Source organism: Limimaricola variabilis, from assembly GCF_014195545.1.
GTDB lineage: Bacteria > Pseudomonadota > Alphaproteobacteria > Rhodobacterales > Rhodobacteraceae > Limimaricola > Limimaricola variabilis.
In genome coordinates, this window is the sequence record NZ_JACIBX010000001.1 from 138,151 (window position 1) to 152,284 (window position 14,134).

A 14,134-nucleotide genomic window follows, 5' to 3' on the forward strand; every position below is an offset into this window, starting at 1 on the left:
CGGTGTTCAGCGCGCCAGCTGGGCGGCTTCGGCGGCGAGGCGGGTAATCCCGGCCCAGTCGCCCGAATTGACCATCTCCTTGGGCGCGACCCAGCTGCCGCCGACGCACAGCGTGTTGGACAGCGCGAGGTATTCGGGCGCGTTCTTGAGGCTGACCCCGCCGGTCGGGCAGAACTTCACCTGCGGGATCGGCGCGCCGATGGCCTTGAGCGCGGGCACGCCGCCATTGACCTCGGCCGGGAAGAACTTCTGCACGCTGTAACCGCGATCGAGCAGGCGCAGCACCTCGGAAGCGGTGGCGGCGGCGGGCAGCAGCGGCAGGTCGTTGGCCTCGCAGGCGCCGAGGATGCGGTCGGTCGCGCCGGGGCAGACGCCGAAGGTCGCGCCCGCCTCCTTGGCGGCCTCGACATCCTTGGGCGACAGCAGCGTGCCGGCGCCGACGACGCCACCCTCGACCGCCGCCATCTCGCGGATCACGTCGAGCGCGGAGGGGGTGCGCAGCGTCACCTCGAGCGCGGGCAGGCCGCCCTCGACCAGCGCGCGGGCCAGATCCGCGGCCTTCGAGGCGTCATCGACCACCAGCACCGGGATGACCGGGGCGAGGGCGCAGACCTTGGCGGTGAGTTCGGAGGCGTGTTCGGGGGTCATGTCGCGATCCTGTCGTCTTTGAGTTGAAAGTTTGAAAATTATGTCGCCGTTAACGTGCAGTTAACCAATCTCCGTCAAGCTGTAAGAGCTGGAGGAGGAAGGCAATGGCGAACGGCGGTTCGAGGGTCCTTGCGGGCGCCATTGTTCTGGCCGGGTGTGGCGGCGGCGGAGATGAGGCGAGCCCGCCGCCGCCCGCTTTCGACCGCTCTGACTTCGGCGCGCTCTCGGCGCTGGCGCCCGCGACCGACCTGCCGATGCGCGGCGGTGCCCGTTATGCGGGCGGCTTCGTCGCCGACATCCGACATGCCGACGTGACGCCCTCTGGCCGGATCGACGGGGAGCTGACGCTCGATCTCGACTTTGCGGACCGCAACGTGACACTGCCGATCGAGGGGCGGCTGGAGCGGATTTCCGGAGAATTCCTGGGCCAGGCGGTGGCCATCGACACGCTGCCGCTGGTGCCCGGGGCAGGGCAGCTCGCGCTGACGCGCGAGGGCGCGGCGATGCGCGGCGAGGTCACGGCGGGCTTCGGCGACGATCTCGCCCTGGCGGGCGAACGCCGCCGTCTCGACATCGACATCGAAAGCCCGCTGCGCGGACCCGGCGGCCGGGCGCTCGCAGGGCCGGTGTCGGGCACGATCCTGACCGCGCCCTTCACCGACCAGTCGCATGTCCTGACGGGTCAGTTTCATGCGACGTCCGACTGATCAGACCACCACGGCCGCGCCATAGGCGGCGCCGCCGACCTGCTGGCGGAAGGTTTCGAACAGCTCGCGGCCGACGCCGTTGCCATTGCCGGCCAGATCGGCCGGGGCAGGCTCGCGGCCCTCGAGGTTTGCCAGTACCTCGAGCGTGCCCGCGGGCGCGTCGAGCCGGACCATGTCGCCGTCGCGGATCAGCGCGATCGCGCCGCCATCGGCGGCCTCGGGCGTCACGTGGATCGCGGCCGGCACCTTGCCGGAGGCGCCCGACATCCGGCCATCGGTGACCAACGCCACCTTGAGGCCGCGATCCTGAAGCACCGCGAGGGTGGGGGTCAGGTTGTGCAGCTCGGGCATGCCGTTCGATTTCGGGCCCTGGTAGCGGACCACGACGATCGTGTCCTCCTTGAACTCGTCGTTGCGGAACGCCGTCTTGACCGATTCCTGGTCGTGGAAGACCCGGGCCTTGGCCTCGATCACGTGGCGCTCGGGCGCCACGGCGGAGGTCTTGATCACGGCGCGGCCGATATTGCCGGTGAGCTGGCGCAGGCCGCCGGTCTTCTGGAACGGGTTGGTGGCCGGGCGCAGGATCTTGTCGTTGAGCGTCTCGCGGGTGCCGGGGGCATAGGCGACGCGGCCATCCTGCAGCTTCGGCTCCTGGGTGTAGAGTTCGAGCCCTTCGCCCGCGACGGTGCGGGTGTCGGGGTGCAGCAGGCCGGCGTTCAACAGCTCGCCGATCATGTAGCCAAGGCCGCCGGCCGCGTGGAAATGGTTCACGTCGGCGAGGCCGTTGGGGTAGACCTTGGCCATCAGCGGGGTGATCGCCGACAGCTCCGCGAAATCCTCGAGATCGAGGATCACGCCCGCCGCCTTGGCCATCGCGGGCAGGTGCAGCACGAGGTTGGTCGAGCCGCCGGTGGCCATCAGGCCGACGATGCCGTTGACGAAGGCCCGCTCGTCGAGGACGTCCGAGACCGGCGTGAACTCGTTGCCGAGCGCGGAGATCTGCGCCGCGCGCTCGGTGCCCGCGACGGTGAGCGCGTCGCGCAGCGGCGTGTTCGGGTTGACGAAGCTCGCGCCCGGCAGGTGCAGCCCCATGAACTCCATCAGCATCTGGTTCGAGTTGGCGGTGCCGTAGAAGGTGCAGGTGCCCGGCCCGTGATAGGAGGCCATCTCGGCCTTCATCAGCTCCTCGCGGCCCACTTCGCCCGAGGCGAACTGCTGGCGCACGCGGGCCTTTTCATCGTTGGGCAGGCCGGAGGTCATCGGGCCCGCGGGCAGGAACACCGCCGGGATATAGCCGAAGGTGGCGGCGGCCATCACGAGGCCGGGGACGATCTTGTCGCAGACGCCCAGATAGACCGAGCTGTCGAACACGTTGTGCGACATGCCCACCGCCGCCGCGAGCGCGATCACGTCGCGCGAGAACAGCGACAGCTCCATTCCGGTCTGGCCCTGGGTGACGCCGTCGCACATCGCCGGCACGCCGCCCGCGACCTGCGCCGTGGCGCCAGCCTTGCGCGCCGCCTCGCGGATCATCGCGGGATAGGTCTCGAAGGGCTGATGCGCCGAGAGCATGTCGTTATAGGCGGTGATGATGCCGATATTCGGCACCCGCGCCTCGGCCAGCGCGTCCTTGTCGGGACCGGTGGCGGCATAGGCATGAGCCTGGTTGCCGCAGGTCAGATGGGCGCGGCGCGGGCCTTCGGCGGCCGCGGCGGCCATCCGGTCGAGATAGGTGCGGCGCGACCCCTCGCTGCGGGCGCGGATCCGGTCGGTGACGGCTTCGAGCGTGCGGTTGAGGGCCATCTTCGGCTGCTCCTGTCGATAATCGGGTTGCCGCGCGCTTAGCACGGATCGTTAGCGCTAACAACCTGTCCCGGGGGCCTAGTCCGACGGGATCGGCGGCGCTTGGGAGAAAACCCGCGCCTGCCGGGCCCGGTTTCGTGCGGAGCGGCTTTTCGTGGCCCGGCGGGCGGGGTAGGAGGGCGCATGACACCGTTCCCGCACCTCCCGCCCTATCCGACCGTCCGGCTGCTGCCCAAGGCCGATGCCCGCGCGATCCGCCATGGATTTCCCTGGGTCTTCGCCAACGAGATGGTCCTCGATCGCCGCACCAAGAAGCTGGCCCCCGGCAGCCTCGCCATCCTCGAGGATGCCGAGCGGCGGCCGATGGCGGTGGTCACGGTCAACCCCGAGTCCAAGATCGCCGCGCGGGTGCTCGACCGCGACCCCGAGGCGGTGATCGACGGTGACTGGATCGCCGAGAAGCTGATCCGCGCGCTGCGCCACCGCGAGGCGCTGTTCGACGCGCCGTTCTACCGGCTCGTGCATGCCGAGGCCGATGGGCTTCCGGGCGTGGTGATCGATCGCTTCGGCGACATCGCGGTGCTGCAGCCCAACGCCGCCTGGGCCGATGCCGGGGCCGAGACCATCGCCGACGCGCTGCTCGCGGCGACCGGCATCCGCCGGGTGGTGCTAAACGGCTCTGGCCGCGCGCGCGGGCTCGAAGGCCTTGGCGAGGAGCTGCGGATGCTGCGCGGCGACGCGCCCGAGGCGCCGGTCGAGGTGCCGATGAATGGTGCCGTCTACATGGCCGACCTGATGGGTGGCCAGAAGACCGGGCTGTTCTATGACCAGCGCCCGAACCACGCCTTCGCGGCCGGTCTGGCCAAGGATGCGCGGGTGCTCGACGTCTTCTCCCATGTCGGCGGCTTCGGCCTCGCGGCGCTGGCGCAGGGCGCGGCTTCGGCGCTGGCGGTCGATGGATCGGCCCCGGCGCTCGATCTGGCGCGCAAGGGGGCCGAGGCCTCCGGCGTGGCCGACCGGTTCGAAACCCGCCAGGGCGACGCCTTCGACACGCTGGCCGCGCTCGACAAGGAAGGCCGCCGCTTCGAGGTCGTGGTCTGCGACCCGCCCGCCTTCGCACCGTCGAAATCGGCGCTGGAGCCGGGGCTGCGGGCCTATGAGCGGATCGCCCGATTGGCCGCGCCGCTGGTCGAGGAGGGCGGCTATCTCGTGCTCTGCTCCTGCAGCCACGCCGCCGACCTGTCGAAGTTCCGCGCCGCTTCGGCGCGCGGCATCGGCAAGGCGGGCCGCAAGGGCGCGATCTGCTACACCGGTTTCGCCGGGGCCGATCATCCGGTTCTGCCGCAGCTGGCCGAGGGCGGCTATCTCAAGGCGCTCGTGTTCCGGCTGTGAGGGTCCTGCTCGACGCCTGCGTTCTCTATCCCACGGTGATGCGCGAGCTGCTCTTGGGCTGCGCGTCCCGGGGGCTGTTCGATCCGCGCTGGAGCGCGCGGATCTCGGAGGAGTGGGCGCGGGCGGCGGCACGGCTCGGGCCCGAGGGCGAGGTGATCGCGCGAGGCGAGATCGCGGTGCTGGCGTCGCGGTTTCCGCGCGCCGAGGTGGCACCGAATCCGGATCTGGAGCGGCGGCTCTGGCTGCCCGATCCGGGCGACATCCACGTGCTGGCCAGCGCGGTGGCGGGGCATTGCGACGTGATCGTGACCATGAACGCCAAGGATTTCCCGCGCGACATCCTCGCCGAGGAGGGGCTGTCGCGCGCCGATCCGGACAATTTCCTGCTCGGCCTGTTCGAGGCCAGCCCCGGCCCGGTGGGCAAGGTGGTGGCGGCGGTGGTGGCGGAGGCCACGCGCCTGTCGGGCGAGGCCTGGACGCCCCGCGCGCTGCTTAGGAAGGCGCGGCTCAACCGGTTCGGCAAGGCGGTGGAGGCGGCGGCGGGCTAGGCGCCCAGCCACTTTTTTTCGTTGGCGGCGATCGCTTCGATCCGCGCGGCGGTCTTGGGGTGGCTCATCAGCCAGGCCGGGGTCGCGCCATGCGCGCCGGCCATTGAGTCGAGCTTGGAGAGCAGCGATTTCTGCGGCCCCGTGCCAAAGCCCGCCTTGATCATCAGCGCCGAGGCGTAGGCGTCGGCCTCGTATTCGTCGGAGCGGCTGATCCCGGCGGCGACCAGCCGGGTCAGCCCGGCGGCGATCATGCCGCCGATCCCGGGGATCAGCCGTGACAGCACCGCCGCAAGGGCGGTACGCAGCGCGTTCTGGGCGGAGAAATCCACCATCCGCCGGCGCGAATGCCCGAGCGCCACATGGCCCAACTCATGCGCGACGACGCTGGCGATCTCCTCGGCGGTGACGGCGCCGGCGGCGAATTTCTCGAGAAAGCCTCGGGTGAGGAAGATCCGCCCATCCGGCGCGGCGAGGCCGTTGACCGGGGCGATCTCGTAGACGTGAACCTTGATGCGGGGCAGGTCGAGCGCCCGTGCCAGCCGCTCGCAGACCGCGCGTAGCCTCGGCTCCGCCAACTCCGTCGAGCGCGCGTCGAGTTCGCGCCGCGTCCGCCAGACCGAGACCTGGTAGACCGCGAATCCGTAAAGCAGCGCGAGGAGCAGCGGTGAGAGCTTCAGCATTATGGCAATATGGTGGCCGTCGGGCAGTGCGACAAGCACCGTTTCTGGTATGTCACATGCGTTCCTTCCGCCACAGGTTGCGTCAAGTGTGATTAACCGGAAGGGAACCGAATCCCGGCTAATGTTATTGTCCAACTGTCAGGGGGGTTGTCCAACTGAACGAGGCAACCATGAATTTCGAGCAACACGACCAGCAAGTCCGCGACGCGTCCCTCAAAAGGGCGTTTCCGGTCGAACGCGACACGCCCGAGCAGCTGCGCCAGTTGCTGGAGCAATTGTCGAGCCGAACCCGGCCCCGCGAAGGCGGCGAGGCCGACCGAACGCGCTGAGCCCCGGGCCCACGCGGTACAGGACGCGCGAGTACAGAGGTATCGGGGTCACGTCCCGAAAGATGTCGCGAAGGATCTAGGCCGCGAGACGGCTCAGCAGCAGAAGCAGGAACAATCCCACCACCGCGAGCGCGATGCCATGCGCGGCGCCCCACTGCGCCATGTCGGCGACCTTGCCGCCACGACGCCGGGCCCGCCAGGCGCCCCAGATGCCGCCGATCAGCAGACCGGTCAGGGGAAGGATCATCGGGGTCACTCCGCTTGCCGCGGCCCTGCCGGCCGCCCCGGCCCCCTAGCGCGACAGCGGTCCCGCTGTCCAGAACCGGACCGCCCGGATCGCCGCGGCGCGGCGTCGCGGGCGCAGCGACGCCCCGTCATTCGCACCCTGCGGGAGAATCGTGATAGGATCACATCAATCCCCGGGCGCAGGCCCGAGGGGCCCAAAACGCTTGTTTTCAAAGCTGACGCGTCAGTTGCCGCTACGACACGGCAGTGCAGAAACAGGGGTGACAGGAGGTGACGCAGGGAGTAGGACGGCGGCATAAAAAGGGCAGGCCGGCCGCGGGGTGGATCTGGGGACCCGGCACAGGCCCTTCAACGGGAGCACACATGAAAGCCGAGTCCTTCCTTTCCGACGACTACCGGCCCGCCGAAGACGAGCCGTTCATGAACGAGCGTCAGCTCGAATATTTCCGTCGCAAGCTGTTGCACTGGAAAGCCGAGCTGCTCTCCGACAGCCGCGACACGATCGAGGGGATGAAGGACGCAACGCGCAACATTCCCGACATCGCCGACCGTGCCAGCGAAGAGACCGACCGGGCGCTGGAACTGCGCACGCGCGATCGCCAGCGCAAGCTGGTGTCCAAAATCGACGCCGCGCTGCGGCGCATCGACGAGGGCGAATACGGCTATTGCGAGATCACTGGGGAGCCGATCTCGCTGCGCCGCCTCGATGCACGTCCGATCGCCACGATGAGCCTTGAGGCGCAGGAGCGTCACGAACGCCGCGAGCGCGTGCACCGCGACGACTGACCTTCGATGCCCGCGACGCCATTGCGTATTGCCGTCGCGGGTGCCGGCATCGGCGGCCTGAGCGCCGCCCTCTGCCTGGCCCGGGCCGGGCACCACGTCTCGATCTTTGAACGCGCGCGCGCGCTGCGTGAGATCGGGGCCGGAATCCAGGTCACCCCCAATGGCGCCGCCGTGCTCGGACGGCTGGACCTCGGAGCCGCGCTCGACGCCGCCGCGATCCGGGCGCGCGCGGTTGTGCCGACCGACGGGCATGACGGCCGCGCCATCGCGCGCTTCGCGCTCGACCAAGGGCGCTTTCCCTATCGTTTCCTGCATCGCGCCGATCTCGTGGCGCTGCTGGCCCGCGCCGCGACCGAGGCCGGGGCCGCTCTCCGGACCGATCACACGGTCACCGGGGCCGATCCGGTCGTCGGGCGGCTTTCATTCGCCGAAGGGGCCGATGTCGCGGCGGATCTCGTCGTCGCGGCGGATGGGTTGCGCTCGGTGTTGCGCCATGCGCTCACCGAGGCGGCGGCGTCGTTCACCGGGCAGGTCGCCTGGCGCGCGGTGATCGAGGATGTCGCGGCATCGCCCGAGGCCCGGATCTGGATGCTGCCGGGGCGGCACGTCGTGACTTATCCGCTGCCCGGCGGGCGGCTCAACCTCGTGGCGGTGCGCGAACAGGGTGACTGGGCGCCAGAGGGCTGGGACCATGAGGACGACCCGGACATCCTTCGCGCGGCCTTCGCCGACGCGGCCCCCGAACTCGCGGAGATGCTGGCGCGGGTCACGCGGGTGCGCCGTTGGGGCCTGTTCCGTCACCCGGTGCCGAAGCGCTGGCACACGGATCGGCTGGTGCTTCTGGGCGACGCCGCGCATCCGACGCTGCCGTTCCTGGCGCAGGGGGCGAACCTCGCCATCGAGGATGGATGGGCGCTCGCCCGCGCGCTTGAGGGAGACGGCGATCTCGACAGCAAGCTGCGGCGCTATGCCGAACTCCGTGGGCCACGGGTGCGGCGCGCCATCGCGGCGGCGCAGGCCAATGCGCGCAATTATCACCTGTCGGGCGTGGCGCGCCGGGTCGCCCATGCCGGCCTCGGCGCCATCGGGCGGGTCGCGCCGGCGCGGTTCACCGCGCGGATGGCCTGGCTGTATGATCACGACATCACAAGCGAATGGCCCGCCACCTGAAAGGTGACGGGCCGGGCTCTCCTGGAGTAGAGAGGCGGTCGCGCGATCAGTTGGCGACGCGCAGTTCGCGGGTCGCGGTCACTTGGCCGTCGGCGTCGTAGAGAACGGCGAAGACGTTGTCGCGATAGGGGCGGTGCGTCAGCTGCACGCGGACGTCGGATTCCAGCCCGGGACGGACGTCTTCGCTGCCGAGCAGCACGCCGGTGGCGATGCTGGAGCCGTCGAGGATCTCGACCCAGCCGCCGGTTTCGCTGACGACGCGATCGAGATCGACATGGCCGGCGTTCTCGACGCTGAACTGGGCGCCGAGGTTGTCGGCGGAAGCGATCGCCGGGAGGGTGGCGGTCAGGGCGGTCGCGAGGGCGGCGGCGATGGTCAGGTTTTTCATGTCTCTTGCCTTTCGGTGGTCCCCGGGGAGGAGGGGATGGGTGGGCGCCGGGGAGGGCGGCGCGGGTTGCAGAACTGGATATCGGAGACATCGCGGCGAATGGCCAACACGGCCTTGTCGCGGAATGTCGCAGAGGGGGAAGCTGTTACACGCGGCTACAAAACCATGAGCGGAAGGGGGAAATTTGGTCCCTTTCCATCGGTCGATCCGCTGCAAGCCCCTTCGGCGTCGGGTCTCCTTCATCCAGTGCTGAAGTTCACATAGGTGTCGCGACCGGTGAACTGAACAGTTCAGTATGTGCCGTTTTGCAGGGCGCTTTGTGCGGCGGATCTGCCGTCGGGGCAGGCGGGTGATGTGGCTTGCAGGCCCACGCGAAAACGGGCGCGGCACCCATCGGCGCCGCGCCCGTTTTCAGAGATCGCTCTTGGCTCAGGCGTCTAGGTCGATCCAGACCGGCACGTGGTCGGACGGCTTCTCGCGGCCGCGCACCTCGCGTTCGATCCAGGCGTCGTTGAGCAGATCGGCGGCCTGCGGGGCGAGCAGCAGGTGGTCGATGCGGATGCCGTTGTTCCGCTCCCACGAGCTGGCCTGATAGTCCCAGAAGGAGTAGTGGCCCGGCCCGCGCACCCGGGCGCGGAACGCGTCGGTGAAGCCCAGCGTCTCGATCCGGCGGAAGGCAGCGCGGGTCTCGGGCCGGAACAGCGCGTCCTCGATCCAGGCCTCGGGCCGGGCGGCGTCCTCGGGCTGCGGGATCACGTTCCAGTCGCCCGCGAGCAGTGCCGGCGCCTCGAGCTCCAGCAGCGCCTGCGCCCGCGCCCGCAGCCGCTCCATCCAGGCCAGCTTGTAGTCGTATTTCGGGCCGGGGGCGGGGTTGCCGTTCGGCAGGTAGAGGCAGCCCACCCGCACCGGCCGGGTCTCGCCGATCACGGTCGCCTCGATATAGCGGGCCTGCTCGTCGCTGTCGTCGCCGGGCAGGCCGCGCATCACGTCCTCGAGCGGCAGGCGCGACAGGATCGCGACGCCGTTGAAGCCCTTCTGGCCATGGGTCTCGACCGTGTAGCCCATGTCCTCGAAATGCTCGCGCGGGAAGCCTTCGTCGACCGACTTGATCTCCTGCAGCAGCGCCACGTCGGGGCGGCTTTCGGCCAGCCATTCCGACAGGGCGCCGATCCGCGCCTTCACGCCGTTGATGTTGAAGGTGGCGAGTTTCATGCGGGCCTCCTTGGCGCGGGTGTGCCGCAGGCTTGTAACAGCCTGCGGCGGACCCACAAGCCTAGCGGGTGCACAGCTTGCGCGGGCCGGAATAGGGCTGGAAGGTGCAGTCCGAGGCGCGGAAGGAGCGATAGGCGCGCGAACAGGCGCGCACGTCGCATTGCGGCTGGGCCGCGGCGTTGTTGCGCAGCCGGTTGGCATTGGTGCTGACCACCTCGGTGCCGCGGCGCACCCGGACCGGCGTCTGGCTCTCGGCCGAGGGCGCCCGCGCCGCGCCGGCACCGCCGGCCGCGAGCACGACCTCGCGCCAGATCTCGGCCGGAAGGCTGCCGCCGGTGACCGCGTCCATCGGCGAGTTGTCGTCATTGCCGATCCAGACGCCCACCACCAGCTTGTCGGTGAAGCCAATGAACCAGGCGTCGCGGCTGTTCTGGCTGGTGCCGGTCTTGCCGGCAGCGAAACCCGGGATCTGCGCCCGCTTGCCCGTGCCGTCGGTGACCACGGCCCGCAGCATCGACAGCATCGGCTCGCGGGTGCGGTTCAGCTCGACCGCGTTGGGATCGGCGCCCGAGACCGACAGCGCCACGCCGGTCTCGCCGAGCTTGAGGCTGGCGATGCCGGTGGCCTTGATCGGCGCGCGGCCCGCGAGGATCGCGGCATAGGCTTCGGTCATGTCCAGCAGCGACACCTCGGAGGTGCCGAGCGCGAGGCTGGGGGTCTGGGTCAGCTTGCCCTCGATGCCGAGCTGGCGCGCCACCTCGATCACCTGGTCGATGCCGACCTCCTGCGCGAGCCGCACCGTGGCGGCGTTGAGCGAGCGCGCGAAGGCCTCGCGCAGCGTCACCACCCCGGCATACTGGCCGTTGAAGTTCTCGGGCTTGTAGCCGTTGATGTCGATCGGCTCGTCGGGCAGGCGGGTGTCGGGATCGGCGCCCATCACCAGCGCGGCGAGGAAGACCGGCAGCTTGAAGGTCGAGCCGGGCTGCCGCAGCGCGTCGGTGGCGCGGTTGAACTGGCTCTCGCCGTAATCGACGCCGCCGACCATGGCGCGCACGCGGCCGTCGGGGGTCATCGCGACGATGGCGCCCTGGCTCGCGCCGGCCTGCGCGCCGGGACCGGCGAGCGCGTCGCGCAGGATCTTCTCGGCCTTGGCCTGCAGCTCCATGTCGAGCGTCGCGGTCACGGTGAGCGGGCCGTCGACGGCGCCCGACAGCTCCTGCGCCTCGCCCAGCACCCAGTCCGCGAAGTAGCTGCCCGCGCGGGCGGGCGGCGGCGACGGCTCGAGCGCGGCCATCTCGCCGCGCGCGGCCTCGAAGGCGGCCTCGTCGATGCGGCCGAGATCGCGCATCACCGACAGCACCACCAGCCCGCGCTCGCGGGCGCGCTCCAGATTGGCTTCGGGGTTGATCACCGATGGCGCCCGGATCGTTGCGGCGAGGATCGCGCTCTCGGCGAGGCTCAGCTCCTGCACCGGCTTGTCGAAATAGAGCTGGGCGGCGGCAGGCATGCCCCATGCGCCCGAGCCGAGATAGGTGGAGTTCAGGTAGAGCTCCATGATCCGGTCCTTGCCGAGCTGACGCTCGAGGCCCAGCGCGAGGACCATCTCCTGCAGCTTGCGTTTGTAGGTCCGGTCGGGGTCGAGATAGAGCACCTTCACCAGCTGCTGGGTGATGGTCGAGCCGCCCTCGACCACGCCGCCGGAGGAGAAGTTGCGCCACATCGCGCGGCCGATGCCTTCGATGTCGACGCCTGGGTGGTCCCAGAAGCGCCGGTCCTCGATCGCCGAGACCGCCTGGGCCAGATGGTCGGGCATCTCGTCGAGTGGGACGTAGCCCGCACGGTAGGCGCCACGGGTGAACAGCGTGTCGCCCGCCTCGTCCTGCACGGTGAGCGTCGGCTCTTCGAGCGGCGGCAGCATGTCGGCCAGCGGCAGGTCGCGCACCGCCCAGATGAGGATGCCGCCGATCATCACGGCGCCGAGCAGCACCAGGAAGGCCAGACCGAACACGGTGCGCCAGATCCAGCGCGTGGCGCGGACCGTGGCGGCCGGGCGCAGCTTGCGCTCTTCGAGCCGGGCCCGGCGGCGGGCGGAGGCGTCGCGCCAACCCTGCGCCGCGCGGGCGGTGAGCGAGGGGCGCGGGGCGCCGGCCTCGGTCGGGGCCGTGGTCGCGGCATCGGGATCGGCGGTGGTGTCAGAACTGCTTTGCTGCGCCGCGCGCAGCCGCTGCGCGGTGGTCACGGCCCCGGCGCCGGCACGGGCCGACACCTCGCGCAGGGCCCGGCCGCCGCGGTCGAGGCCGCTGGCCCCGGCTCGGCCCATCGCCCGTCCGCCACGGCCCATCGCCCGCATCAGGGCGGCCCAGAAGGCGCGCGCGGCCTCGCCCAGATCACCGCCCTGCGGCGGTTCGGCGGGTCGGTCCGACGGCGGGGTGATCGGCTCCGACGCCGCCCCCTCGGGTTGATGAACGGAGGCGTCGGGCGTCTTGTCGTCGGTCATCTGCGTGAAATTCCGGTATTATCGGTACCGGAGGGTAGCCGGGCCGGGCGGCCCGTCAAGCGCGCCCGCGCTCAGATCGAGAAGCTGGTGCCGCAGCCGCAGGAACTGCTGGCGTTCGGGTTCTCGATCACGAAGCGCGCACCGATCAGCTCGTCGGCGAAATCGATCGTGGCGTCGGCCAGAAAGGGCAGGGAGACGCTGTCGACCACGACTTTCTCGCCCGATCCCTCGAGCACCAGATCGTCATCCTTGGGCTCGTCGAGCGCGATCTCGTACTGGAAACCCGAGCAGCCGCCGCCTTCGACCGCGACGCGCAGCGCCTTGCCTTGGGCATGGGCGCCGATCTCGGCCAGGCGCTCCCAGGCGCGTGGGGTGACCTTGGGGGGCAGCGTCAGCATGGCGGAACCTATCCGTGGGCAGCGTCATTGGGCCGGTCCGATCTTGGAAAACGCGGCGTTTTCCCTGTCCGGGCGGCATCATGCCCCATATAGGTAAGGTGAATAGTGACGACAAGCTGGCGGTGCACATGACGGCTCCCTACGCCTCCGACCCGCGCGACACGCGCGGCAGGCTTCATCCCGAGGAGGAAAGCGCGTTCCGTTCGCCTTTTCAGCGCGACCGCGACCGCATCATCCATGCGAGCGCCTTCCGCCGCCTCAAGCACAAGACCCAGGTCTTCATCGAGCATGAGGGCGATTATTTCCGCACCCGGCTCACCCATTCGATCGAGGTGGCGCAGGTGGCGCGGACCATCTCCGGCGTGCTCGGGCTCAACACCGAGCTGACCGAGGCGGTGGCGCTGGCGCACGACCTCGGCCATCCGCCCTTCGGCCATACCGGCGAGGACGCGCTCGACGCGCTGATGAAGCCCTATGGCGGGTTCGATCACAACGCGCAGGCGATCCGCATTGTCACCTCGCTCGAGCGGCACTATGCCGAGTTCGACGGGCTGAACCTGACTTGGGAGACGCTCGAGGGCATCGCAAAGCACAACGGCCCGGTGACCGGCGACATCCCCTACGCGCTGGCCGATTACGTGGCGTTGCACGATCTGGAGCTCCACACCCATGCCAGCGCCGAGGCGCAGGTGGCCGCGTTGGCCGATGACATCGCCTATTCGCATCACGACCTGCATGACGGTCTGCGCGCCGAGCTGTTCTCGACCGACGAGCTGGCCGAGCTGCCGATCCTCGACGCCTGCTTCGCCGAGGTCGACCGCAAATATCCCGGGCTGAACTACTACCGCCGCCGCCACGAGGCGCTGCGCCGCTTCTTCGGCGTGCTGGTCGAGGACGTGATCGGCGTGGCGCGGGCCAATCTCGCCGAGGCCGATCCGCGCTCGGTGCGCGACATCCGCGAGGCAGGGCGGATGATGGTGCGCTTCACCCCCGGCCTGTGGTCGGATCTGAAGGTGCTGCGCAAGTTCCTGTTCCATCGCATGTATCGCGCGCCGGAGGTGGTGGTGATGCGCGAGCGGGTGACCGGCGTGATCCACGACCTGTTCCCGCTGTTCATGGCGCATCCCGAGAACCTGCCCAAGCAATGGCGCAAGGACGTGGCCGAGGCGGCGGACGAAACTGCCTTGGCACGGATCGTGGCGGACTACATCGCCGGAATGACCGACCGTTTCGCGCTGCAGGAACATGCGCGGCTGACCGGCTCGGACATACTCGAAAAGACCAATCTCGCGGGGGCCTGGAGTGGCGATTGAAACGGCAACGGAGCAGG

Annotated in this window: 15 protein-coding genes; 7 read left to right on the forward strand and 8 right to left on the reverse strand. The window is 69.9% G+C overall.

Going from position 1 to position 14,134, the window contains the following annotated elements; translation table 11 throughout:
* Positions 1–6: 6 nt before the first annotated feature.
* The gene (gene eda, locus FHS00_RS00630; protein ID WP_183468871.1) at positions 7–648 is read right to left on the reverse strand and encodes a bifunctional 4-hydroxy-2-oxoglutarate aldolase/2-dehydro-3-deoxy-phosphogluconate aldolase; all 642 of its coding nucleotides are present in this window, start codon (positions 646–648) and stop codon (positions 7–9) included.
* A 104-nt stretch (positions 649–752) separates the two neighbouring features.
* Here eda and FHS00_RS00635 point away from each other — a divergent pair, with 104 nt between their 5' ends.
* Complete coding sequence (locus FHS00_RS00635) at positions 753–1,355, forward strand: hypothetical protein (RefSeq protein WP_183468873.1); 603 nt, start codon at positions 753–755, stop codon at positions 1,353–1,355.
* On the opposite strand, the gene edd is transcribed toward FHS00_RS00635, so the two are convergent.
* Complete coding sequence (gene edd / locus FHS00_RS00640; protein ID WP_183468875.1) at positions 1,356–3,158, reverse strand: phosphogluconate dehydratase; 1,803 nt, start codon at positions 3,156–3,158, stop codon at positions 1,356–1,358.
* Positions 3,159–3,341: 183 nt separating this feature from the next.
* On the opposite strand from edd, the gene FHS00_RS00645 reads away from it, so the two are divergent.
* Positions 3,342–4,550, forward strand: a complete 1,209-nt coding sequence (locus tag FHS00_RS00645; RefSeq protein WP_183468877.1) for an RSP_2647 family RNA methyltransferase — start codon at positions 3,342–3,344, stop codon at positions 4,548–4,550.
* Positions 4,547–5,098, forward strand: coding sequence for an RSP_2648 family PIN domain-containing protein (locus tag FHS00_RS00650; protein WP_183468879.1), 552 nt, complete (start codon positions 4,547–4,549; stop codon positions 5,096–5,098). Before FHS00_RS00645 ends, FHS00_RS00650 begins: the two co-directional genes overlap by 4 nt.
* Here the strand turns inward: FHS00_RS00650 and FHS00_RS00655 are convergent.
* A complete protein-coding gene (locus FHS00_RS00655) occupies positions 5,095–5,778 on the reverse strand; it encodes a M48 family metallopeptidase (RefSeq protein WP_183468881.1) in 684 nt (227 codons plus the stop codon). The genes FHS00_RS00650 and FHS00_RS00655 overlap by 4 nt on opposite strands.
* 170 nt (positions 5,779–5,948) lie before the next feature.
* Between FHS00_RS00655 and FHS00_RS00660 the strand changes: the two genes are divergently transcribed.
* Positions 5,949–6,107, forward strand: a complete 159-nt coding sequence (locus FHS00_RS00660) for a hypothetical protein (RefSeq protein ID WP_183468883.1) — start codon at positions 5,949–5,951, stop codon at positions 6,105–6,107.
* 76 nt (positions 6,108–6,183) lie between these two features.
* On the opposite strand, the gene FHS00_RS00665 is transcribed toward FHS00_RS00660, so the two are convergent.
* Positions 6,184–6,354 carry a hypothetical protein gene (locus FHS00_RS00665; protein WP_183468885.1) on the reverse strand — a complete coding sequence of 57 codons (171 nt, stop codon included), beginning with the start codon at positions 6,352–6,354 and terminating at the stop codon, positions 6,184–6,186.
* Between the two features lie 362 nt (positions 6,355–6,716).
* On the opposite strand from FHS00_RS00665, the gene dksA reads away from it, so the two are divergent.
* Positions 6,717–7,139, forward strand: a complete 423-nt coding sequence (gene dksA, locus FHS00_RS00670; protein WP_183468887.1) for an RNA polymerase-binding protein DksA — start codon at positions 6,717–6,719, stop codon at positions 7,137–7,139.
* Positions 7,140–7,145: 6 nt separating this feature from the next.
* Positions 7,146–8,309: an FAD-dependent monooxygenase gene (locus tag FHS00_RS00675; RefSeq protein WP_183468889.1), complete on the forward strand. Its 1,164-nt coding sequence runs from the start codon at positions 7,146–7,148 to the stop codon at positions 8,307–8,309.
* A gap of 46 nt (positions 8,310–8,355) precedes the next feature.
* Here FHS00_RS00675 and FHS00_RS00680 read toward each other — a convergent pair whose 3' ends face one another.
* The 4 genes from FHS00_RS00680 to FHS00_RS00695 form a co-directional block, all read right to left on the reverse strand.
* The gene (locus FHS00_RS00680; protein WP_183468891.1) at positions 8,356–8,697 is read right to left on the reverse strand and encodes a DUF7282 domain-containing protein; all 342 of its coding nucleotides are present in this window, start codon (positions 8,695–8,697) and stop codon (positions 8,356–8,358) included.
* Between the two features lie 429 nt (positions 8,698–9,126).
* Positions 9,127–9,909, reverse strand: coding sequence for an exodeoxyribonuclease III (xth, locus tag FHS00_RS00685; RefSeq protein ID WP_183468894.1), 783 nt, complete (start codon positions 9,907–9,909; stop codon positions 9,127–9,129).
* A gap of 61 nt (positions 9,910–9,970) precedes the next feature.
* A complete protein-coding gene (locus FHS00_RS00690) occupies positions 9,971–12,406 on the reverse strand; it encodes a PBP1A family penicillin-binding protein (RefSeq protein WP_183468896.1) in 2,436 nt (811 codons plus the stop codon).
* Between the two features lie 71 nt (positions 12,407–12,477).
* The gene (locus tag FHS00_RS00695) at positions 12,478–12,801 is read right to left on the reverse strand and encodes a HesB/IscA family protein (protein ID WP_473852706.1); all 324 of its coding nucleotides are present in this window, start codon (positions 12,799–12,801) and stop codon (positions 12,478–12,480) included.
* A 131-nt stretch (positions 12,802–12,932) separates the two neighbouring features.
* Here FHS00_RS00695 and FHS00_RS00700 point away from each other — a divergent pair, with 131 nt between their 5' ends.
* Positions 12,933–14,117 (forward strand): deoxyguanosinetriphosphate triphosphohydrolase, encoded by a 1,185-nt coding sequence (locus tag FHS00_RS00700; RefSeq protein WP_183469703.1) that lies wholly within the window; start codon positions 12,933–12,935, stop codon positions 14,115–14,117.
* The last annotated feature ends 17 nt before the right edge of the window (positions 14,118–14,134 follow it).